Origin of the sequence: Nitrososphaera sp. (genome assembly GCF_037447015.1) — an archaeon.
GTDB lineage: Archaea > Thermoproteota > Nitrososphaeria > Nitrososphaerales > Nitrososphaeraceae > Nitrososphaera.
This window is the reverse complement of record NZ_JBBIHK010000009.1, coordinates 62,279-80,695: the sequence shown is the minus strand read 5'-3', so window position 1 is coordinate 80,695 and position 18,417 is coordinate 62,279. Positions and strand designations below refer to the sequence as shown.

26 protein-coding genes and 2 pseudogenes are annotated in these 18,417 nt (G+C 58.1%); 18 read left to right on the top strand and 10 right to left on the bottom strand.

The features are described from left to right. Together WKI84_RS05475 and WKI84_RS05470 are read left to right on the top strand one after the other, a co-directional pair. A pseudogene (locus WKI84_RS05475) lies at window positions 1-786 on the top strand (elongation factor EF-2); the annotation flags it as partial. A 195-nt stretch (window positions 787-981) separates the two neighbouring features. Further along, complete coding sequence (locus WKI84_RS05470) at window positions 982-1,437, top strand: ester cyclase (protein WP_337862517.1); 456 nt, start codon at window positions 982-984, stop codon at window positions 1,435-1,437. An 84-nt stretch (window positions 1,438-1,521) separates the two neighbouring features. Here WKI84_RS05470 and WKI84_RS05465 read toward each other — a convergent pair whose 3' ends face one another. After that, entirely contained in the window at window positions 1,522-1,764 is a 243-nt protein-coding gene (locus tag WKI84_RS05465) for a hypothetical protein (RefSeq protein WP_337862516.1), read from the bottom strand. 250 nt (window positions 1,765-2,014) lie between these two features. Between WKI84_RS05465 and WKI84_RS05460 the strand changes: the two genes are divergently transcribed. Both WKI84_RS05460 and WKI84_RS05455 read left to right on the top strand, forming a co-directional pair. Next, window positions 2,015-2,260 (top strand): hypothetical protein, encoded by a 246-nt coding sequence (locus tag WKI84_RS05460; protein ID WP_337862515.1) that lies wholly within the window; start codon window positions 2,015-2,017, stop codon window positions 2,258-2,260. Window positions 2,261-2,358: 98 nt separating this feature from the next. Continuing rightward, entirely contained in the window at window positions 2,359-2,565 is a 207-nt protein-coding gene (locus tag WKI84_RS05455) for a hypothetical protein (protein ID WP_337862514.1), read from the top strand. Between the two features lie 19 nt (window positions 2,566-2,584). On the opposite strand, the gene WKI84_RS05450 is transcribed toward WKI84_RS05455, so the two are convergent. The 3 genes from WKI84_RS05450 to WKI84_RS05440 form a co-directional block, all read right to left on the bottom strand. Further along, window positions 2,585-3,142: a hypothetical protein gene (locus WKI84_RS05450; protein ID WP_337862513.1), complete on the bottom strand. Its 558-nt coding sequence runs from the start codon at window positions 3,140-3,142 to the stop codon at window positions 2,585-2,587. A gap of 234 nt (window positions 3,143-3,376) precedes the next feature. After that, on the bottom strand, window positions 3,377-3,766 hold the full coding sequence (locus tag WKI84_RS05445) for a hypothetical protein (RefSeq protein WP_337862512.1): 390 nt from the start codon (window positions 3,764-3,766) through the stop codon (window positions 3,377-3,379). Between the two features lie 153 nt (window positions 3,767-3,919). Continuing rightward, complete coding sequence (locus WKI84_RS05440; RefSeq protein ID WP_337862511.1) at window positions 3,920-4,168, bottom strand: hypothetical protein; 249 nt, start codon at window positions 4,166-4,168, stop codon at window positions 3,920-3,922. Between the two features lie 324 nt (window positions 4,169-4,492). Here WKI84_RS05440 and WKI84_RS05435 point away from each other — a divergent pair, with 324 nt between their 5' ends. Next, entirely contained in the window at window positions 4,493-5,653 is a 1,161-nt protein-coding gene (locus WKI84_RS05435) for a spherulation-specific family 4 protein (RefSeq protein ID WP_337862510.1), read from the top strand. Window positions 5,654-5,740: 87 nt separating this feature from the next. On the opposite strand, the gene WKI84_RS05430 is transcribed toward WKI84_RS05435, so the two are convergent. After that, window positions 5,741-6,169, bottom strand: coding sequence for a pyridoxamine 5'-phosphate oxidase family protein (locus tag WKI84_RS05430; protein ID WP_337862522.1), 429 nt, complete (start codon window positions 6,167-6,169; stop codon window positions 5,741-5,743). 150 nt (window positions 6,170-6,319) lie between these two features. Here WKI84_RS05430 and WKI84_RS05425 point away from each other — a divergent pair, with 150 nt between their 5' ends. After that, on the top strand, window positions 6,320-6,508 hold the full coding sequence (locus WKI84_RS05425) for a hypothetical protein (protein ID WP_337862509.1): 189 nt from the start codon (window positions 6,320-6,322) through the stop codon (window positions 6,506-6,508). Window positions 6,509-6,511: 3 nt separating this feature from the next. Then, the gene (locus tag WKI84_RS05420) at window positions 6,512-7,654 is read left to right on the top strand and encodes a calcium-binding protein (protein WP_337862508.1); all 1,143 of its coding nucleotides are present in this window, start codon (window positions 6,512-6,514) and stop codon (window positions 7,652-7,654) included. Window positions 7,655-7,903: 249 nt separating this feature from the next. Here WKI84_RS05420 and WKI84_RS05415 read toward each other — a convergent pair whose 3' ends face one another. Continuing rightward, window positions 7,904-8,866, bottom strand: coding sequence for an NAD(P)/FAD-dependent oxidoreductase (locus tag WKI84_RS05415; protein ID WP_337862507.1), 963 nt, complete (start codon window positions 8,864-8,866; stop codon window positions 7,904-7,906). Between the two features lie 71 nt (window positions 8,867-8,937). Here WKI84_RS05415 and WKI84_RS05410 point away from each other — a divergent pair, with 71 nt between their 5' ends. Together WKI84_RS05410 and WKI84_RS05405 are read left to right on the top strand one after the other, a co-directional pair. Further along, window positions 8,938-9,132 (top strand): hypothetical protein, encoded by a 195-nt coding sequence (locus WKI84_RS05410; protein ID WP_337862506.1) that lies wholly within the window; start codon window positions 8,938-8,940, stop codon window positions 9,130-9,132. A gap of 81 nt (window positions 9,133-9,213) precedes the next feature. Beyond that, a complete protein-coding gene (locus WKI84_RS05405) occupies window positions 9,214-9,558 on the top strand; it encodes a hypothetical protein (protein ID WP_337862505.1) in 345 nt (114 codons plus the stop codon). A 46-nt stretch (window positions 9,559-9,604) separates the two neighbouring features. Here WKI84_RS05405 and WKI84_RS05400 read toward each other — a convergent pair whose 3' ends face one another. Next, window positions 9,605-10,420, bottom strand: coding sequence for a hypothetical protein (locus WKI84_RS05400; RefSeq protein ID WP_337862504.1), 816 nt, complete (start codon window positions 10,418-10,420; stop codon window positions 9,605-9,607). Between the two features lie 141 nt (window positions 10,421-10,561). Here WKI84_RS05400 and WKI84_RS05395 point away from each other — a divergent pair, with 141 nt between their 5' ends. From WKI84_RS05395 to WKI84_RS05360, 8 genes are all read left to right on the top strand, one after another. After that, window positions 10,562-11,074: a hypothetical protein gene (locus tag WKI84_RS05395; protein ID WP_337862503.1), complete on the top strand. Its 513-nt coding sequence runs from the start codon at window positions 10,562-10,564 to the stop codon at window positions 11,072-11,074. Window positions 11,075-11,169: 95 nt separating this feature from the next. Next, window positions 11,170-11,718, top strand: a complete 549-nt coding sequence (locus WKI84_RS05390; RefSeq protein ID WP_337862502.1) for a hypothetical protein — start codon at window positions 11,170-11,172, stop codon at window positions 11,716-11,718. Between the two features lie 55 nt (window positions 11,719-11,773). Continuing rightward, window positions 11,774-12,532 carry a hypothetical protein gene (locus WKI84_RS05385; protein ID WP_337862501.1) on the top strand — a complete coding sequence of 253 codons (759 nt, stop codon included), beginning with the start codon at window positions 11,774-11,776 and terminating at the stop codon, window positions 12,530-12,532. 99 nt (window positions 12,533-12,631) lie between these two features. Next, window positions 12,632-14,053, top strand: coding sequence for a PQQ-dependent sugar dehydrogenase (locus WKI84_RS05380; RefSeq protein WP_337862521.1), 1,422 nt, complete (start codon window positions 12,632-12,634; stop codon window positions 14,051-14,053). Window positions 14,054-14,102: 49 nt separating this feature from the next. Then, window positions 14,103-14,654 carry a hypothetical protein gene (locus WKI84_RS05375; RefSeq protein ID WP_337862500.1) on the top strand — a complete coding sequence of 184 codons (552 nt, stop codon included), beginning with the start codon at window positions 14,103-14,105 and terminating at the stop codon, window positions 14,652-14,654. Window positions 14,655-14,740: 86 nt separating this feature from the next. Beyond that, window positions 14,741-15,199 carry an SRPBCC family protein gene (locus tag WKI84_RS05370; RefSeq protein WP_337862499.1) on the top strand — a complete coding sequence of 153 codons (459 nt, stop codon included), beginning with the start codon at window positions 14,741-14,743 and terminating at the stop codon, window positions 15,197-15,199. Between the two features lie 62 nt (window positions 15,200-15,261). Continuing rightward, window positions 15,262-15,762, top strand: coding sequence for a universal stress protein (locus WKI84_RS05365; RefSeq protein WP_337862498.1), 501 nt, complete (start codon window positions 15,262-15,264; stop codon window positions 15,760-15,762). Window positions 15,763-15,796: 34 nt separating this feature from the next. Beyond that, window positions 15,797-16,330: a universal stress protein gene (locus WKI84_RS05360; protein ID WP_337862497.1), complete on the top strand. Its 534-nt coding sequence runs from the start codon at window positions 15,797-15,799 to the stop codon at window positions 16,328-16,330. A 62-nt stretch (window positions 16,331-16,392) separates the two neighbouring features. On the opposite strand, the gene WKI84_RS05355 is transcribed toward WKI84_RS05360, so the two are convergent. Together WKI84_RS05355 and WKI84_RS05350 are read right to left on the bottom strand one after the other, a co-directional pair. Beyond that, entirely contained in the window at window positions 16,393-16,737 is a 345-nt protein-coding gene (locus tag WKI84_RS05355; RefSeq protein WP_337862520.1) for an FUN14 domain-containing protein, read from the bottom strand. Window positions 16,738-16,895: 158 nt separating this feature from the next. Then, window positions 16,896-17,060, bottom strand: coding sequence for a hypothetical protein (locus WKI84_RS05350; protein ID WP_337862496.1), 165 nt, complete (start codon window positions 17,058-17,060; stop codon window positions 16,896-16,898). Between the two features lie 79 nt (window positions 17,061-17,139). Here WKI84_RS05350 and WKI84_RS05345 point away from each other — a divergent pair, with 79 nt between their 5' ends. Continuing rightward, window positions 17,140-17,868 carry an HAD family phosphatase gene (locus WKI84_RS05345; RefSeq protein ID WP_337862495.1) on the top strand — a complete coding sequence of 243 codons (729 nt, stop codon included), beginning with the start codon at window positions 17,140-17,142 and terminating at the stop codon, window positions 17,866-17,868. On the opposite strand, the pseudogene WKI84_RS05340 reads toward WKI84_RS05345, so the two are convergent. After that, a pseudogene (locus tag WKI84_RS05340) lies at window positions 17,788-18,417 on the bottom strand (hypothetical protein); the annotation flags it as partial. The gene WKI84_RS05345 and the pseudogene WKI84_RS05340 overlap by 81 nt on opposite strands.

Sequence of the window (18,417 nt, the reverse complement as noted above, 5' to 3'; positions counted from 1 at the left end):
GCAAAGGCCGGCCCCATAATGAGCAAGTCGCCAAACAAGCACAACAAGATATTCATGCGCGTCGAGCCGCTGCCAGAGGACATCGTAGACCTCATCAGGACGGGCAAGCTCAAGGAGGACATGGACAAGAAGGAGATGGCCAAGATCCTGCGCGAAAAGGGCTGGGGCACGGACGAGTCGAGGAGCGTGGTCGCCATCGACCCGTCGGGCAACATGCTCGTAGACGAGACCAAGGGCGTCCAGTTCATCCAGGAGTCGATGGACTCTATCAGGTCGGGGTTTGACGACGTGATAAGGAACGGCCCGATAGCCAAAGAGCAGGTGAGGGGCGTCAAGTTTGTGCTGCACCACTTTGTGCCGCACGAGGACCCTGCGCACAGGGGATTGGCGCAGCTGATGCCGGCGACGAGGAGGGCGATGCTGGGCTCGATCCTGATAGCCGACCCTGTCCTGCTCGAGCCAATCCTCGGCATTGAGATCAAGTGCCCGCAGGAGCAGATAGGCACGGTGGCAGGCATCCTGTCAGGCAAGCGCGGCAAGCTCCTGAACGTCGAGCAAAAGGGCATCATCGCCATCATACAGGGCGAGGTGCCGGCGTCGGAGACGTTCGACCTCTCTGAAGTGATGAGGGGCGGGACTGCCGGCAAGGCCATGTGGACCACGTTCTTCAAGACGTGGGCGCCGGTGCCAAACTCGATATTCAAGAACTTGGTGGCAGAGACGAGGAAGAGGAAGGGCCTCAATCCGGAGCCGCCCGGGCCGGACGAGTTCATCGACAAGGAGTAAAAAGACTCTCCACATCTTTTGTGCTCGCACTTGTGCCGCTTTTCTTGGGCACTAACTTTTTTTAGCAGAATTCTAGTATAAAGAGAGTGTGACGCGCCGACATTGAAAAGGTCGTCAATACCGCAGCGGCAAGATACGGCCCGGAAATCAAATTCTAGTTAATCTTATCTGGATCCGGGCAGAATATTTTCCATCATGTCAGCAGCAACAACAACGGGTGCAAGAGCAGAAAGACTAAAGAAGGCTACTCTGGATGCCGCAAGGGCGTTTGGCGATCCTGCACGGCGCTCCGACTATCTCGAGCTTTACGACGACAATGCGGCCATCTATTATACGCCGCAGGGAACGATAAAGGGGATCGAGGCCATCAAGCAGTATTACAGCGGCTTTTGGGCCGCCTTCCCCGACGCCCGGCTGGAGCTGGAAAACGTGATGGCCGAGGGCGACAGGGTGGCCTGCACCTTTACTGTGACTGGCACCCACACGGGGTCGGCGTTCAACGGGATACCTGCGGCCGGGAAAAAGATAGCCGTGACCGGCGCGTCCGTGCTCCGCTTTCTTGACAACGGCAAGTGCATAGAGAGGTGGCACGGCGCAGACACGCTGCCCCTGCTGCAGCAGCTGGGCGCGATGCCTGCCACGCCGCACTGACAGCCAAGAGCGTCATCCTCGCTCCCCGCCCCTACCACCCTAGCCCGCACCATTTTTTAGGGCTGGAAACAACCACACTGCCTGTCAAGAATTTTTAGAATAATAAAATAGCGCCGCGCCAGTGCCTGCAATTATCACTGCGACTATTGCAAATTCTGTGCTTGCTATTGGCCGGGTCTGGGTCGTCTGCGACGTAAATCCATTGGTGCAAGACTCGTCTGCCAGTCCCTCTAACAACCCTGAGGACAGGTAGCACGCGCCCTGGATCAGGTAAGCGACGTTTGCCAATAACGAAAGCAGGAACAGGAAAATGCCGGCTCCGGCCAAGAATATGCCGACTTTTCTGGTATTGACATGCCGCGTCGCCGAGACCGTCAAATTGTTTTCTATGATATGTAGGACAGGAATTACAATGTAAGTGTATGTGTCAGCGAAGACCACGTAAATCCGGTCAGAACATCTAATGCTCTTCTTTTTGCATTCAACTTTGTGCCGCTTCTTGTCGTTATGCGAGTTAGTACGTATGACAGAAGCAATTGGGCGCTGGGTTATTAGACTGGAGCCGCAATAATACGATATGAGCCGTGGTCGGCTGGAGACCACCGGGCGCAGGCTGAGGCGCAACTATGACATCTTGATGGCTGTGGCCGGAGTCGCCATTCTGCCGCTGATAGGGCCGGCTGAGAGCTATGTCGCCGCCACGTACACATCAGTCTACAGTGGCTCGGCGGCGTTCTGCATTATTCTTGTTGCGTTTGTGCTACTCATGATCGGGCTGATCGCAAGAATCTGCAGGTATGTGTTTGGCAGCGGGCTGGACTAAGGAGCCACCACAAAACAACGTCTTCTTCCTCTCTTCCTCTGGTTCTCTTGCAAGAGAATGCGGCCAAGGCTTCTAAGTGGGTGGCAGGCATCCGTTCTATGCTGACAATGCAGCTGCACGAGCTCTTTTCGGCTACCGGCGAGATCTGGTTCAAAAAGGGCAACTACTATTACACGCTTGGGCAGGTGCAGACGATCATGAGGGATACCGTCAGGGTGCAGCCGGAAAACGCCGACAAGATTTTTCAAGAGTTCAAGATATGCAAGAACCCGCCAAGGTACAACAACGACGACAACAAGAAATAAGGAAAAAGAGCTTTTACTGCTACTGCTCTTCTGCCAGCTTGTCTATCGGCTCGCCCGTAGGCAGGGGCGCATCGCGGTCTACCCTGTACTTCAATATCTCTGGAAAGTCTGGCCTGACTATGACGTTCCTCCCCACCGCGATTATCTCTGACTTGGGGATGTCAAACCTGTAGTCATAGTGGCCAAACACCACTATCTTGTCGGCAGTTTCCTTCACGACGTGCCCCACATGGTCTTCGTTGTTTGTCCTCACGCCCTTGTTAAACAGGGACTTTGGATACTCTTTTTCGTATGAGGCTAGGTCGACGTTTTCCGGCCTGGTCCAGGGATCCCTAGTTGCCTTCCCTGTCGGGAGCGGCACCTCTCTGCTGACCTTGTACCTCTTTGCAATCTCGTACATGGGCAGGTCGACCAGGACGTTGCCGCTTGTAAACTTGATTTCAGACTTGGGGATATCGTACCTGTCGTCGCCGCCTCCAAACACCACTATCTTGTCGTCGGTTTCTCTCACCACGTGCCCCACGTGGGGCGAATCGAGCGCCTTTACTCCCTTGTTAAAATACTGCCCTGAAGTCATGAGATATAAACACGCACGCTGTATTTAATATAGCTTGAATTTATTCGCGGCGTACGATGCGGACTGAATTATGTTCTTGGACCGTATTCTGTATTGCAGGGCAAGAGCTGCGTCTGTTGTTATGACTTGACGCTGTGGCACAGAGCTACTACATAAAAAGTGTGTTGCTGAGAAGAACTTTCGCGCAAGCGCTGCAGCTGATCATCTCTCTGCGCCGGCGTTAAGCCTAGCTCTTTACGCGCCAGCCAGTAGCTCTTTGAGCCTTGGGTCGCTGCACGATTCCAGCTTCAATATGTTGTTGTTGGCGCACATCTCCTTCAACAGTCCAAGGTCATTGCAATCGCCAGACGCGGCGCACTTGTCTATCATGGCACTAGCCTCCTGATCTATCTCTTGGCGCATCGTCTCCTTCATCTCGGCGTTCTTTGACGCAAGCGCCTTCAGGCCCTGCGCCGCTTCAGTCGCATTGTTGCCGCCGGCGGCATTGTTGTTATCTGCCAGCAAGGGTGCCGCCCCCTTGGCAAGGCCAGACAGCATTGGCAGCATGCCTGCTGCTACGACAGTCACTATGAGGACTGCAAAGATCGCTATCCCGATGCCCATCGCTTTTGCCGGACCTGTCATGCGAGCAGCGCCGTAGAAAAGGAAGGGGCCAGCCGTGCATATAACGTGGGGTACGGGTGTTTTTCTACAGACAAGCCGTCTTACTGCTGCTACAACCCCGGCCGCTTTTGCGCGCAAGGGGCTGATTGCGCGCTGCCCTGCTACTCATCATCATCAGCCGCCAAGCCTCTTTTTTGTCAGGCATGCCCTGCATACCTCGTCCCGGGAAGGCTCTTTCTCTGCAATCGAATACTCGTGGCTCTTGTAATACCGCAGGCACTTTGTGCTTGCGTTTCCGACAGAGCCGGGGTTGGAAGTCTCGCCCTCGCTGATGATCTTGGCGATGTGGTATTCAGGGCCGTTGCGGGCCAGTATGTACGCGCCCTCCTTTTGGTACGGCGGCAGCCTCTCTGCTCCTCTCAACTCTCTCTTTGCTCTTATGCCCGCCGCGCCCTATAAAAGCTCCAGCTGCCGCAAACCCGCCTTTTGCAGCCGGATGGCGACGGCTGCCCGCCTGCACTGCGCCCTGACAAGCAAAGAAGCTGCCTCTGCAAATATTCCATAATAATGGCTGCTTTGACCGAAAAATGGTACAAAATATTCACATTATTTTCACACCTAGAATCTGATCATAGTTTTCGATTAGCATAAAGAATTATGGAATACGTACAGAGAGCGTGCGCACAATCGCTTTAAATCATGATCCAAGTCTCAAAAGAGTTGCATCGTAGACAATACCAGAAGACAATGAGGGAAGCGGTTTCGCTTGCCCTCGCAGCGTTGCTGTTTTCCGGAGTCGCCGGCGGCATCTTGTTTGCGCCGGGGCCCGCGGAGGCGGCAGGCGCGAACCTGATCGTGGAGGGCTACTCTACAGGCGGCTCTCCTGTCAGCATGTGGATCACAGTCGAGTCGGGGGGCTCGACTGTCAAGACAGGCTTTACAAAGCTGGTCCATTCCGGAAGCACGGGGACTACTTACAAGGTGACTGCCTCCGATTACTCGGCAGGCGGGATCTATTTTGACCGCTGGGGGAACGGGAGCACCAACAGGGAGCGGTACGTCACCCTGAGCGAGGATACGTGGATCACGGCCTACTACCGGACAGGGGGTGGTGTAAACAGCAGCAGTGGTAGTGGCGGCAGCAGTAGCCCACCTGCTCCAAGCAGCAGTACCGGTGGCAGCGGCAACAGCATGCGCTCCACAGGCGTCTATGTCCCGCTGTACAAGTACCCAGACTTGTGGGACTCTAACGGCATGTGGAACGCTGTGATAAAGGCTAAAAAGGCGCACCCGCTCGTGCCCTTCTCGGTGGCCTACAACCCGTCGAGCGGGCCCGGAACCTCCTATAGTTCGACCATCCACAACGCCGTGCGCCAGCTGGACGGCGCCGGGGTGGAGCACATACTCGGCTACATGGCGACCAAGTGGGGCAGGCAGCCGGCCGGCTACACCCTTGCCGACCTGAAGGTCAAGATAGACAGGTACAGGGCATGGTATCCGGAGACCGACGGGCTGATGCTCGACGAGATGGCAAGCACGGCAGACAAGGTGCCCTTTTACAGGGACCTCGTGAATTATGCCAAGTCCAAGGGGTTCACCTTCATCAAGGGCAACCCCGGCGCCAAGGTGGACAGGGGCTACATCGGCCTTTTGACCAACATCTCTGTGTACGAAGGGTCGGGCGCACCGTCGCTTTCCAAGCTGTCGTCAAACACGTACTACCCCGGCTACTCCAAGTCGAACTTTGCGTTCACGGCAAAGGATGTCTGGAGCCTCGACTCTAACTATGTCCGGCAGGCAAGGGCGTACGTCGGGTACATGTACATGACAAACGACGGGAGCGGCAATCCGTACAACACGGTCCCGCCATACTTTAACAGCATGGTGGCCGCGCTGGACAGCCCGTGACCGGGCCTCCCTCTCCATCCCCTCCCCGCCCATCTTTTCTTTTCTTGCTCTCTTTTGCACATCTGTTGCTACGGGACGTTGTGATTGTTACCTGTACGCGGACGATATCGGGGCCCTGGATCTGGCGCTTGGCTCGAGCGAGAAAGTCTCGGCCACGCGCAAGAGCCAGACCCGCTTTGGCTCTGCGTTGATGCCAAATTCTCTCAGCTTTTGCCCTGCGCGCTTTATGACCTCCGGGTCCGAGACTATCTCGGCAGAGCCCTTTAGCTGGTATCCGCCTCCCTCGCTGTCCCTGTCAAAGACTGCTACTGCCACCTTGGGCCACGAGCCAATGTTGTGGAATGTCTTGTTCTCAAAGGCGTCCGCAAAGAGCAGCTTTTCGCCGCCCATGACATCGAGCACGTACCTCGGCGAAATGTTTGGGGTGCCTTCGGGGCTGACGCTCCCTACGAGCACGACGTTGCCCTGCTTGATTATGAGCCTCATCACGTCCTCGCTTATTGTTGCCTGCGCCACAGCCAACCGCTCTTCGCTTGCAGGACTGAAGAGATAAGCGTTTTCCCAAAGCCTGCTCTGGCGCCTGCACCCGCCTTCCCCCACTCCATCTCTCCTCCTCAAAAAATAGGCATGTAAAATTGCAATAGAGGCGTGCTCCCTAGTATGTATATGGTAGGCGATTCTGGAACGGGCATGCATAGGCGCCACCATCGTCCTGTCACGCTGGCAGCCCTGTTTATTGCTGCAGCAACAGGCATGCTCTTTGCAGCAGCGTCAAGCCCGGGGATCTCGTACGCGCAGGAGGCTACTGCTACTGCCGCGGCAGCAGTAGACGAGGAGCCGCCGGAGCAGCCCTGAACGGTGCTCTTTTGCGGCCGGCCCCTGTCTTCATACGGCAGCGTCATAGACGGCACGGTCGGCGACGACGTGCTTGTCGGGACGCCCGGCGACGACCTTGTCAGGGGGCTTGGCGGGAGCGACACCATGTTTGGCAACGCTGGCAACGACTGCATTGAGGCCGGCGGCGGGAACGACATCGTCTGGGCCGGCGCTGGAGATGACACGGCGTACGGCATGGAAGGCGACGACAAGCTTGTGGGAGATGCCGGCGACGACCGGCTGTTTGGGGAAGCCGGTGCCGACTCTGTCTGGGGCAACGCCGGCAGCGACATGGTAGCAGGCGGCCCTGAAAACGACGCGCTGCACGGGGATTCAGGAAGCGACAGGGTGTACGGCAACGAGGGAGACGATCTCGTCTGGGGCGGGCCTGACGGCGACATTGCAGTCGGTGGCAGCGGCAACGACTCGGTGAACGGGGACGCCGGCGACGATCAGCTGTGGGGCGGCGAAGGCGAGGATACCCTGCTCGGCTCTGACGGCGACGACAGGCTTTACGGGCAGGAAGGGCGGGACACGCTCTACGGCGACGCAGGCGACGACGGCCTGAACGGGGGCAAGGGCATAGACGCCTGCTACGACGTGATAGCAGGCGCCACTACCAACAATGTGTTCTTTGGCTGCGAAGAGCCCGGCGCCAAGGACGAAAGGGGAGACAGCCCGCTTGCAGACTTTGACATCAAAGGCTTTGGGCTCGACGGGGACGGCCATACCTACATACAGGTGTACGGAGCAGCCGGCAGGACGCTCCCGTCAGGAGAAAAGACGGTCTATGCCTACGTGGTGCAGACCGACGCCGGCATCTATGCCTCTGACTCGCACGAAGCCCAGCACGCCGACGATGAGGAGGTGGCAAACAGGTCGTGGCACGGGCACAAGGTGGTGGTCGGCCCGGACGGCTGCATCGACGAGATTGGCAGCTTTAAAAGCCAAGCGCGCCTGGCAGGGGACCGCGTGACGATAACCGAGACCGGCGCCACCCAGATACTCGGGGTGCTGACAGTGAGGCTTGATCTGCAGGTAGACGAGCCGGACAACCCTCCGCCCGGCGTAACCTGCCTGGCAAAGGTGATGGAGGTATACGACGAGGCCGGAGGCGCGCCGTAAGGCCGGCTCAGATAAGCCGCCCTGCTTCATCTCTCGCCCAGATGCCACCAGCCGCTTCAGCTTGGACTAGAGCAGCAGGAATTTGACTGCGACCATGCCTGCTACGATGATCGCCCCCACTACACCCGCAGGGGAGGGCTCTACTGATGCTGTCTATTGCCATTTTGCTATCGTCGCCATTGTCGTCGCCATCATCATCGTCATGCCTTTCTTCTCTCTCTGCCAGCATTGCCGGCACACCCATGATATTTACGCGCTTTTCCTCCTCTTCTTCCCGCCGTTTTTCACAACGTCTTCGTATATCGAAATTGCCGCCCTGACGCCGGCGGCAGCCGCCAAGACCACAAAGTGCCTATCGGTGTCGATGTCGCCTGCCGCGTACACGCCGGGCACGCTCGTCCTCTGCTCGCCGTCGACCCTGACGTACCCGTCGTCGTCAAGTCGGCAGCCAATCTCTGTCGCAAGTCTGTTCTGCACCACGTATCCAAGCCTGTAGAACACCAGGTCGGTAAAGTGGCGCCTGCCGCTTGCGCAGGTCAGGCGCTTGACTCCCCTGCCCTTCCTGCCGGACATTTCTGTGACCGTGTCGTCGATTACCTCGATCCCAAGCTCCTCAGCTTCCTCAAGCTCCTGCCTGTCGATCCGTGAGTCGTGTAGAAAGATGGTGATGTCGCTTGTCCACCCGAGAAACTCTCTAGCGTATTCCAGCTTTTTCCTGCCTGCAACTATCAGGGCCAGCCTCTTGCCGGCAGTCTCGGGACCGTCGCAGTGGGGGCAATGCCATGCCCCGTCGCCGTCAAACCTGTCAAAACCTGCAATTTCGGGCTTGATGTCCTGCACACCGGTCGCAAGGACGACGTACCTCGCGCTGTACGATCTGCTACTGTTGCTACTGTTGTTATTGTAGTTGGTGTTGCTGCCTGCATTTATGGAAAACCCTTTCCCGCCTTTTTTTGCGGCGACATGCTCTACGGCCTTTTTCAAAAAAGTCACAGACTTGTACTGCCCTGCGTCCTGGCGCACCCTTGCAAGCAGGGCGGCCGGCGACGAGCTTTCAAACCCCGGATAGCCGTGGACGCGCCGCGTGGCTGCGTTTCTGGTCTTGCCCCCATCAAAGACAGCAGTCCTGAGCCTGTACCTGCCCAGCAAGAGCGCGCATGCAAGCCCTGCGTAGCCGGCGCCCACCACTGCCACGTCAAAATCCTTGTCCACGTGGTGATTGCCCCGGCGCGCTATATCTGCACAGCAGCCATGCGTAAATGCGATGAATGCGAAAATACGCCATGGAACTTGAGTGTCCCCGGTGCGGAGCGCACTTTGAAACGGCAGAGGAGCTTGCCGCCCACCGTCAGGACGAAGAAGAAGGCGGAGGAGAAGGAGTGGAGAACCTTATGCTGAAGAGGGCAGGCGACGAGGAAAAGGCGCGCAGGCGCACGAGGGGCCCGTACCGCAAGTCTTCTCCCTCTGCCACTGCGTAACAACGCAACGACGCGTCCTTTTTTTGCAAGCCAGGCGAGTCGGAATTTTTTTATCAAAGGAGCGCACACTTGCGCCTGCAAATGGTCGCATCCGCAGCCACCGCCGCCAAGGGCGCCAGGCGGGAGGCCACCTACTACAACGTCATCGTCTACGGTGGCCCTGACGGCTACCAGACCAACAGGGCGCAGATCCAGCTGTCCGACAGCAACAACAAGACGATAGCCTGGATAAGGTTCAACGACCCGGACATGAAGTTCGAGAGCGACTACGAGCAGGACGGGATAATCCGGATGCACCTGCCAAGCTCGATGTTCTCAAGCATAGTCGACATGCTGCGCAACGAAAAACCGATATTCGTTTATTTTGCGGCCGGCAGGGCGTTCCTCGGCACGTCAAGCGAAGCAGTCGGCGAGGGAGAAAAGTAGGAAAGAAAGAAGGAGAGACAAAAAGACCTCTCTCTTTCTACTCTAACTAACTTTTCCCCGCAAAAAAGCCGCCGCCTGCCGACGACGATGCCATCCTCCTTCCAAGCAGGACGGTCGCGCCTATCGCCGCCGCAGCCGCGACTGCGAGCGCCGCAGCCGCCGGGAACTCGGGTATCGCAGGCGCCTCTATCGTGTTATCTATCGACAGCGTCTTGACCGAGTCGTCGAACTTGGCCACGTTATCGTTGTAGGCCGAGTCCGAGTTTGCGCCAAACGCCACAGTAAAGAACCTCTCTTCGCTCTGGAACGAATACATCTTGGTCTTGATGAACTCGCCGTCCTGCGTGGTGCACTCTATGATGACCATAACGCCTTCCATGCCGTTCACGGTGGCCGGCTCTTGCTGCACTGGCTTGCATTCTGTCTTGGAGTCTTCGGGAAGGGCTGCAGGCCTCTGCGCCGTCTCGGGCACGGTGTCCTCCTGTGCGCTCTTTTTGTCGACTATCATGACCGACATAAAGGCCGACGGCGTGCTGTCGCCCCCTCCACCGTCCTGCCCGTCCGTGATAAAGTCCTCCGGCGACGCTATGAGCGACGTTACGCCCGTCGCCCCCGGCAGCGCGATGCCGTTCCAGCCGTCAGGCAGCGTTATCTCTAGCCCTGCCTCGTCGTTCGTATAGGTGCCGCTTACGGTGTTAAAGGAAGGCGGCACCGCAGGCGGCGCCGGCTGGGCACTGGCCGTGGACAAGAAAAGTGGTGCGGCAAAAAGCGACGCCACCGCAAAATATGCAAGCAGCGCCATCATGATCATCGTTGTCGTTGTTGTCGTCGGCATCATTATCATCCCTCTCTTTCTTTGCATTCACTGGCATGAGGTATCAGGAAATATTTAACACTGGACGCACCCGGTTTCCGGCATCCTGTTCTATCCCGCGGCAGGCGCGACCATAACATATTATTATATTATGCATGCTCGCCTGAATCGTCTGTATCATACCGCGACATGCCTCCTCCATACATTGATCTTGACGACGGGCACAGGACCGGCATAGACGACGTGATGCGCCACGCCCTGTCTGTTTTCGAGCAGGGGCTGCAGCTTGAGGCGATACTTCTCGCACACGAGTACCTTGAGCAGAGGCTCAACTCGCTCTATTACATGAAAACGGCCCATGACAACGTGCACAGAAAGTTCAAGCAGGTGATAGACCAGCTGCGAGCGCGGGGGCTGCTTGCGGAAGGCGACTATGCGGTGCTCAACGAGTTCAACAGGCTGCGCAACGTCAACTCTAACCAGATCCTGAACCCCGACCTTACACTAAAGGGGGCGAAAAAGGGCGACATGGCAAAGGCCATGAGCCTCGCAGCCGAGTGCGAGCGGATAATAACAAAGATGATGACGGCTACTACCGGCGGCCAGAAAGAACGTAAAGGCGGGGCGGAAAAGCAAAAGGAAAACGGGAGAAAAGGTAGCCTCACCCGGAGCAACAAACGCAAAAGAGAAGGCGCCCCCTAACTGTTTAAAGCTGTCGTGCAGATATATTATCTTGATACATGCCAAAAGAAGAAGACCACGTCAATTCCTCATCCCAGTCTTTTCGCTATTCCTCTTTGTCCAGCGATCATACAGCCGCGCAGGCATCTGACTCAGGCAGGCTTAACAGAGCTGCGGAGCGTGTTGCAGCAGGCGACGACTCGCTTGTTGAAAAAACAGTCGCCAGCCTGGATGGGTTGCGGTTTCCGGCGTACAAGCAGCAGATACTCGATCACGCAAAGAAGCGGATCCGCGACGACCCCGACGTTGCCGCGCTGCTCGAGATGCTGGACGGGTACACAGTATACAACGATGTAGCTCAGGTCCGAAGGATGGTATCCGCGCACGGGTCAAAGGGCAAGCTGCAGCGCCAGCAGATGACCGATGCGGCACGGGTAGAGCCCAACGTAAGGACCCGGCCCACCTCCTCCGACAGGAGGAGCATAAAGGACAGGGAGGCCGTGAATGCGCGCGAGGAGCGGTCCGACTACCCTGAGGTGACGCCTACTGCCATGTCAAACTTTGTGTGCAGCCGGTGCGGCAAGCCGTTTCAGAATCAGGACGACCTTGCGCGGCACCAGGAATTCGAGAGCGGGTGGAAATACGAAAAGTACAGCCGCGGCTAGAGAAAGAAAGAAAAAAGCCGTCACATGACCTATAAGCCGGTGCTCCCCTTCACTGATGGCAGGAGGGGCGCAGGCGCAAAAAATGTTCTTTGCCGGCCACATGGCGGTGGCGTATTTCCTCGACAGGGCCTTCTTGAAGAAAGGCGCGTCGTTCTCGCTGCCGCTCATCTTTGCAGCGGCCATGCTGCCAGACATGGATTTCATGCTCTCGCCGCTCTTTCCGCACCATTCGATAACACACTCGCTCACCTTCTGGGCCGCAGTCTATGTTCCCATTTTCGCGGTGTTTGGCTGGCGCAGGACCGTCCCCTACGCTGTTGCCACCTTTTCACATTTCCTGATAGGCGACGTGATAACCGGCAACCCTCCGCTCCTCTTTGGGCTGTCTGACGCAAGGTTTGGCCTGGTGGCCCCGTGGGTGTTTAAGAATTACGGGCTGGAATACGGCGCCCTCTACCAGTCGCTTGCAGACGCCGCAATGGCGGCCGCCTTTGCGCTGTTTGCGTTCAGGACCGGCTCGATAAGGACGGTGTGGTCGGGCGCGCACAACCCCTGGCACGTGCTTGCCCTGGCCGCGATTGTGGCACTCGTCTTTTTTGGCGCCGCGCGGGCCGAAGTCGTGGCGGGGCTGAAACAGTCGCCGGGCACGATACTGTACGTTTCATACGCTGTGGTGGCTCTTGCCCAGCTGGCCTTTATCCTGCCATTCATAATCGGGCGCAGGGCCGGTAGCGGGGAGGAGGGAGAAGAATTGGAGGAAGAAGGCAGGTTGCCGGCAACTGCTTCCTCTTCTTCTAAAGCTACCTTGCGCTGAATCGTTTCTGGGGTCCTGTTCCACCGCGCCGTCTCTCTCCCATTTCTTTCCCGCGTATGCACAATGTGTTAATATAAAACGACGCGCTGGCCTCTATTGATGCCCGCTACAGCGCCAGCCGCTGCTGCCGTGCTTGTGCCCGCCCTGTTGCTGCTGATGTTATTATTGCCATCACCGTCGCCTTTGTTTCCTTTGCTTGCGCCGCAGCCGGCCGGCGCCACTCCTACCGGCGTGATGCCGCAGCTCCGCGACCCCGCACTTGCAGTCGAGCGCTTTTCGTCCATCATCCCCAACAGCCCGACCACCTTGGCCTTTGTCGGAGAAGGCGACGTGCTCGTGCTGCAAAAGACCGACGGGCAGGTGCGCCTCATCCGCGACGGCGTTCTGCAGGGCCAGCCCGTGCTCGACGCAAATGTCGCAAACGCAGGCGAGCAGGGGATGCTCGGCATAGCAGTGGTGGTCGCAAACGGCGAAGGGGGAAGCAGCAACAGCGGCAGCAGCAAGAAGGTCTACCTCTACTTTAGCGAGTCAGACAGGGACGGCGGCGAGGCGATAGCCAAGCGCGTCTACAGCTACGACTGGGACGGGAGCTCGCTTTCAAACCCGGTTCTGCTGCGCGATTTGCGGGCGACCCAGTTCTACCACAACGGCGGCGGGATGGTCGCGGCTCCTGACGGCGCCGTATACCTCGTGCTTGGCGACGCCGGCAGGTACGGCGCCCTGCAGAACCACTCCAAGGAGCTGTTCGAGGACACGAGCGTGATAATGCGCATAGACAGAGAAGGCGACCCGTATCACGCCATCGGCGTCCGCAACAGCTTTGGGCTTGCCATAGACCCCGTCACGGGCAGGCTGTGGGACACGGAAAACGGCGACGACTATTACGACGAGATAAACCTGGTTGAGGAAAAGATGAACAGCGGCTGGGACGTGGTGATGGGGCCGGCGACAGAGGACGCGCTGGCCCGCATTCCGCAGTACCTGGACTACAGGTACAGCGATCCCGAGTTCAGCTGGGAGCGGCCGGTCGCGCCCACCGGCCTTGCCTTCGTAGGCTCCGGCCCCCTCCAGGAGGAATACGGGGACAGCCTGTTCGTCGGGGACTGCAACAACGGCAACCTCTACAGGTTCGTCCTGAACGAAAGCCGCGACGGGTTTGTCTTTGCGCAGGCAAGCCCTCTGCAGGACGGCGTGGCAGGAGCCGGCGAGCCGCAGGACGAGATAATATTTGGCACGGACTTTGGCTGCGTGACAGACGTTGAGGTGGGTCCGGACGGCCTGCTGTACGTGCTGTCGCTGTCGGAAGGCACGATATTCAGGATCGGGCCAAAGGACGTGATAGCGGCATTATTATCATCGTCCGCTGTATCAGCAGGAGGAGGGGGGCCATTGCAGCAGGCTTTCCAAAGTCCTGCCCAGCTTGCAGTCTATTCTTCTGTGGCCGCAGCGGGGGCCGCTGCCGCCGGCGTGTATGTGCTCCGGCGCCGCAAAAGCAAAAACAACAATAACAAGCCTCTATAGGAATCTACCGTAAAGGATTTACTATGCCTGGCAGGCTCGCCTATCGCTGATGTCGCTACGGAAAGGCAGTAGGAAAAGCAGGGCTACCGCAGCAACAGCTCTGCCTCTCTTTGCTGCCGCTGCCGCCCTCGTCGTCTTTGCCGTGCTTGTGTCGCCTGCCGGGCCGCAATGCTGCTGGTGGCTGCAGCCTGCCTACGCCTATACTGGAGAGACCTTTACCCTGGGCCTGCTCGACGGCCTGTTCGAATACAAGGTGGACGTTGACGCAAGCCAGCTCTTCCCAAGCACCAAGGCAAAGCAGGACGTGCTGTCCAGGCCCGGCGAGTACGTGGTAGACAGGATCGACCGCAGCGGCATCATGGGGTTTAGCGTAAGCGCCTCGGACGTCAAGGTCGGCGTCAGGCCCTCCAAGCTCGACAGCGCAAGCACCCGGCTAGACATGGACATCCGGGGAAGGGACGTGGTAATCGACTCTGCCTACCTGCACAAAAAATTTGACAGGCTGGACATCGACGGCGTGTACGGCGTCTACAATTCCAAGACGGATGTTGTCACCCTGCACATCCCGTTTTCGATTGCTCTGTCGCTCTTGCTCGGCTGACCTTTGCTTGGCGGCGCCCAAATTGGCAGAACCCTTAGTCTCGCTCATGAGAATCTTTATAGGCTTGCCTGCTACTGCCACGCCCGATGGTCAAGGTAGAAGCCTCGAGGACTGTCAACGCCGCCCCGGACAGGGTGTTTGCGCTGATAACCGATTTTGAAAGGCTGCCAGAGCGTTTCCCGGCCAGGTACAGGTCGGTCAAGGTTCTGCAAAGATCTGACGGCAACGGCAGTAACGGCAGTGCGCTGGTCACCGTGGAGGAGGATGTCACGGTGGCAGGCAGGGAGATGCACCAAAAGACGCAGCACACCCTTGAGAACGGCTCGGTCTTGCGGAGCGAGGTGATAGAGGGAGACGCAAAGGGCACGGTCGTCGAAATACGCCTAGCCCCTGCGGGCTCTGGCGAAACAAGGGTGGATGTCAGCGCCGACCTAAAGCTGGGCAAGCTCGGGTCGATGCTCGGCGTCTTTGCCAAGGGCAGGATAAAGGAGGGCCTTGACCGCATGATAGGCGAGTTTGAGGCCAAGGCAAGGCAGCAGCGGTAAAACAGTGACGGCCGCATAGGAAAACAGGCCGGCCGCTGCCCTTCTCCTGCTCATAATAAATAGTGCCGCTCCAATCAATAATGTCGTACAGCATGAAAAGGAGCGATTTTTCACGTCTGCTGGTGCCCCACGACGGGTCCGAGATGTCCGACAAGGCGCTTGACGAGGCCATCAGGTTTGCAAAGCCTTTTGGCTCAAAAATCATACTCCTCCATGTGGTGGAGGACAGGGTCGCCCCGCCAAGCGCCCTGCTTGCGTTCATAAAGGAAAAGGCAACCCTTGGCAAGGCCAAAGCGGACCTGATGGGAATCATAAGGATGGGCGGCGAAAACATGCTCGGGGACAGGGTGGAAAAAGCGCGGTCGGCCGGGTTGGAGGCAAATACAATGATAGAGGTGGGCGACCCAGCCGAGGTCATACTCAAAACCGCGGAAAAGGAGGGCGCCGACATGATCATAATGGGAAGCAGGCAGCTAAAGGGCGCCCGCAGGCTGATGATGCTTGGAAGCGTCGCAAGGAGGGTCGCAGAATCTGCAGGCCGCCCCTTTATGCTCATCCATTAAGAAAGATGAAGAGAGGGTGAACGAGTGAGAGAGAATGGCAGAAAAACAACAACAACGACAGCAGCAAGAAAAAAAGAAGAAGACAACGTACAGGAAAATCCTGGTGCCCCATGACGGTTCTGACCCTTCAGACCGGTCGCTTGAATGCGCCGCCAAGGTGGCCCGGGCCGCCGGCGCCAGAATAACCCTGCTGAACATAGTCGAAGAGATCCCCGTCCCGCCCCTGCTACATCCGCCGCAGATGCACTCCAAGGCGACTGGCGAGACCGTCTCGATGGAGAAATACCTGAAGGAGCTCTATCAGGAGCTAAAGGGAGAGGCGACCAGGATGCTCAACGCCAAGAGGGAGAAGCTCTACTCTGAGGCGGCACCGGATGTTGTCGTCGACGTAAAGGTGGTCGTCGGCTACCCAAGCGACGAGATACTGCAGTTTGCAAGGGAGGAGCAGTGCGACCTGATAGTCATGGGCACAAAGGGGCTGCGGGGGGCGTCAAGGGTCGCCGCCCTTGGAAGCGTCGCAAGAAAGGTGTCAGAGGGGGCAGACTGCCCCGTAATACTTGTGAGCTAGCGACATATGTGGCAACGGGGCGAAGCGGGGTCCTGCCTGTTCTTCGAGCGGTGCCATTATCATCATCCCTTCATAAACCCAAAGACGAACGCGGCGGCAAAGCTCCCGGTGAGCGGTATCCCGATGTTTGCAAGCGCCGAGGCGGTCTGGTCGACGGCGCCGGGGATGGCGCCTCCCCCTGTGGTGGCGTTCTGAATCCCCGTGACTGCCTGCTGCGAGCTTGCCGCAAACCTGTCCCAGTTGATGGTGATGATCTGCTGGTGTGCCAGGTACGCAATGGCTGCAAAGAACAGCCCTACTATGATCAACGCAAGCTTCATCACCTTCTTTATCGCGTAGCCTATCAGAAAGCCTGCAACCCCTCCAAACCCTATGGAGGTCGCTATTGAAACGGGCTCGATGGTCATTGCAAACAAAAGAAGAAGGACCTTGCCGAATTTAATAATACCGCCTATGCCTCTGTCAATTGTATGTATGTGCGTATGCATGCGTGCATGCGTGCATGCGTGAGCGCCGCCCTCTTTTTCAAACGCACCTGCGAGCTCAAAAAGCGCAGCCTGCTATCTTATGAAATGCGCCCCTCTGCCCGCAGTTCGGCCAGGATGCGCATGAGCGTGTCATAGTCGACATCGACGCTGTTCAGGATCACCGAGTGATCCACCACTCTGCCGTGCTTTTTGACAAACTTTTCCACGAGCGCCTTCTTTTTCTGGTACTTTCTGTCCTGCAACTGGAATGGTGCCGGCAGGGATGCCTATAAGCCAATCCCGGCAAACAATTTAGTGCGGTTGCGACCAAGGAACACCAGATTGACGCGGCTTGCAGCTTTTGACATGGACGGCACCCTCCTCTCGGGCCGGCTCGTCTTTGCCCTTTCAGAAGGGCTGGGGCTCGGCGGCAAGGTGCGCGCCCTGCAGGAGCGCAACAACCTGCCGAATTTTGTCAAGACAGAGATGATAGCGGCCCTGTTTGCAGGCGTGAAAAGGTCGGACATCGAGTCAGCAGTCGAGTCCATACCGCTGGCGGCAAACTGCGAAAAGGCCGTGCGCGCCCTGCAGGAGCGCGGCTTCAAGACGGGCATCATAAGCGACAGCTATACCGCCGCAGCAGGCGCAGTCGCAAGGCGGCTCGGCATGGACTTTGTGTCGGCAAACGACCTAGAGTTTGCTGGTGATGGTAGCAACGCGGTTGCGACCGGCAGGGTCAGGATGCCCCTTGGGTGGGAGCAGGCAGGCTGCGACTGCCAGCTGTCTGTGTGCAAGCGGTTCCACCTCGAAAAACACGCCCGGGAATACTGCGTGTCCCTTGCAAGGACACTTGCCGTGGGCGACACGCGCTCTGACATATGCATGATAAGGCGCGCCGGACTTGGGATAGCGTTCATGCCCAAGGACGACGACGTGGCCCGGGCTGCGGCGCACGTAATCCGCACGCCTGACATGATGCAGGTGGTCAGGCTAGCCGACGACGCTGCTGCTGCCGCCGCCGGCATTGCTGCTGCCGGCACCACTACTACTGCTGCCGGCACCGCACCGTGAAATCGACCTTATGCTCCTTGCAAGCAAGAAAGGCGCGACTGCCAGCGCCGGGATGCTTGCGGCAATGAACGCGCTCTGGAACGGGGCCAGCGCGCTCGCCCCGGTGCCTGCCGCGCCTGCCACTCCTAGCCCAAACAGCGCAGAAACCATGCTGCCTGCGCACGTGGGACAGCCCACAAAGAGGCCGGTCGCGGCACCTATGCCGCCCACGACCGACGTCTTTTTTCCGCCGCCTGCAGCAACGCTTGCCGCCGCCTGCACCATCCTGCGGAGCCTGTACGCGTAGACGCTCAGCGCGACGTTGAACCCCACCATGGCCGACACTATGGATGCAAGGATGACGTTTGCCGGGATGACCAAGAACAAAAAGTGGTCCGTGATGTAGGCGCTCAGCATCGGCACGTAGCCGGGCGCTCCGCAGCACGGGGTCACCTCAACGGACGGCACCGCTATGCCTGTCGCGGCAAACGAGATGTCTGGCCTGTAGACCAGTATCTGCGACAGGAACGCAAAGAACACCCAGTAGGCCGCCGAGGCGACAGCCATCAC

Bases quoted from the DNA above. Each gene is read 5' to 3' on its own strand.
- WKI84_RS05470 (WP_337862517.1), top strand. From the start codon at position 982: ATGTCAGCAGCAACAACAACGGGTGCAAGAGCAGAAAGACTAAAGAAG.
- WKI84_RS05460 (WP_337862515.1), top strand. From the start codon at position 2,015: ATGAGCCGTGGTCGGCTGGAGACCACCGGGCGCAGGCTGAGGCGCAAC.
- WKI84_RS05455 (WP_337862514.1), top strand. From the start codon at position 2,359: ATGCTGACAATGCAGCTGCACGAGCTCTTTTCGGCTACCGGCGAGATC.
- WKI84_RS05450 (WP_337862513.1), bottom strand. From the start codon at position 3,142: ATGACTTCAGGGCAGTATTTTAACAAGGGAGTAAAGGCGCTCGATTCG.
- WKI84_RS05445 (WP_337862512.1), bottom strand. From the start codon at position 3,766: ATGACAGGTCCGGCAAAAGCGATGGGCATCGGGATAGCGATCTTTGCA.
- WKI84_RS05435 (WP_337862510.1), top strand. From the start codon at position 4,493: ATGAGGGAAGCGGTTTCGCTTGCCCTCGCAGCGTTGCTGTTTTCCGGA.
- WKI84_RS05425 (WP_337862509.1), top strand. From the start codon at position 6,320: ATGGTAGGCGATTCTGGAACGGGCATGCATAGGCGCCACCATCGTCCT.
- WKI84_RS05410 (WP_337862506.1), top strand. From the start codon at position 8,938: ATGGAACTTGAGTGTCCCCGGTGCGGAGCGCACTTTGAAACGGCAGAG.
- WKI84_RS05405 (WP_337862505.1), top strand. From the start codon at position 9,214: ATGGTCGCATCCGCAGCCACCGCCGCCAAGGGCGCCAGGCGGGAGGCC.
- WKI84_RS05400 (WP_337862504.1), bottom strand. From the start codon at position 10,420: ATGCAAAGAAAGAGAGGGATGATAATGATGCCGACGACAACAACGACA.
- WKI84_RS05395 (WP_337862503.1), top strand. From the start codon at position 10,562: ATGCCTCCTCCATACATTGATCTTGACGACGGGCACAGGACCGGCATA.
- WKI84_RS05385 (WP_337862501.1), top strand. From the start codon at position 11,774: ATGGCAGGAGGGGCGCAGGCGCAAAAAATGTTCTTTGCCGGCCACATG.
- WKI84_RS05380 (WP_337862521.1), top strand. From the start codon at position 12,632: ATGCCCGCTACAGCGCCAGCCGCTGCTGCCGTGCTTGTGCCCGCCCTG.
- WKI84_RS05375 (WP_337862500.1), top strand. From the start codon at position 14,103: ATGTCGCTACGGAAAGGCAGTAGGAAAAGCAGGGCTACCGCAGCAACA.
- WKI84_RS05370 (WP_337862499.1), top strand. From the start codon at position 14,741: ATGGTCAAGGTAGAAGCCTCGAGGACTGTCAACGCCGCCCCGGACAGG.
- WKI84_RS05360 (WP_337862497.1), top strand. From the start codon at position 15,797: ATGGCAGAAAAACAACAACAACGACAGCAGCAAGAAAAAAAGAAGAAG.
- WKI84_RS05355 (WP_337862520.1), bottom strand. From the start codon at position 16,737: ATGACCATCGAGCCCGTTTCAATAGCGACCTCCATAGGGTTTGGAGGG.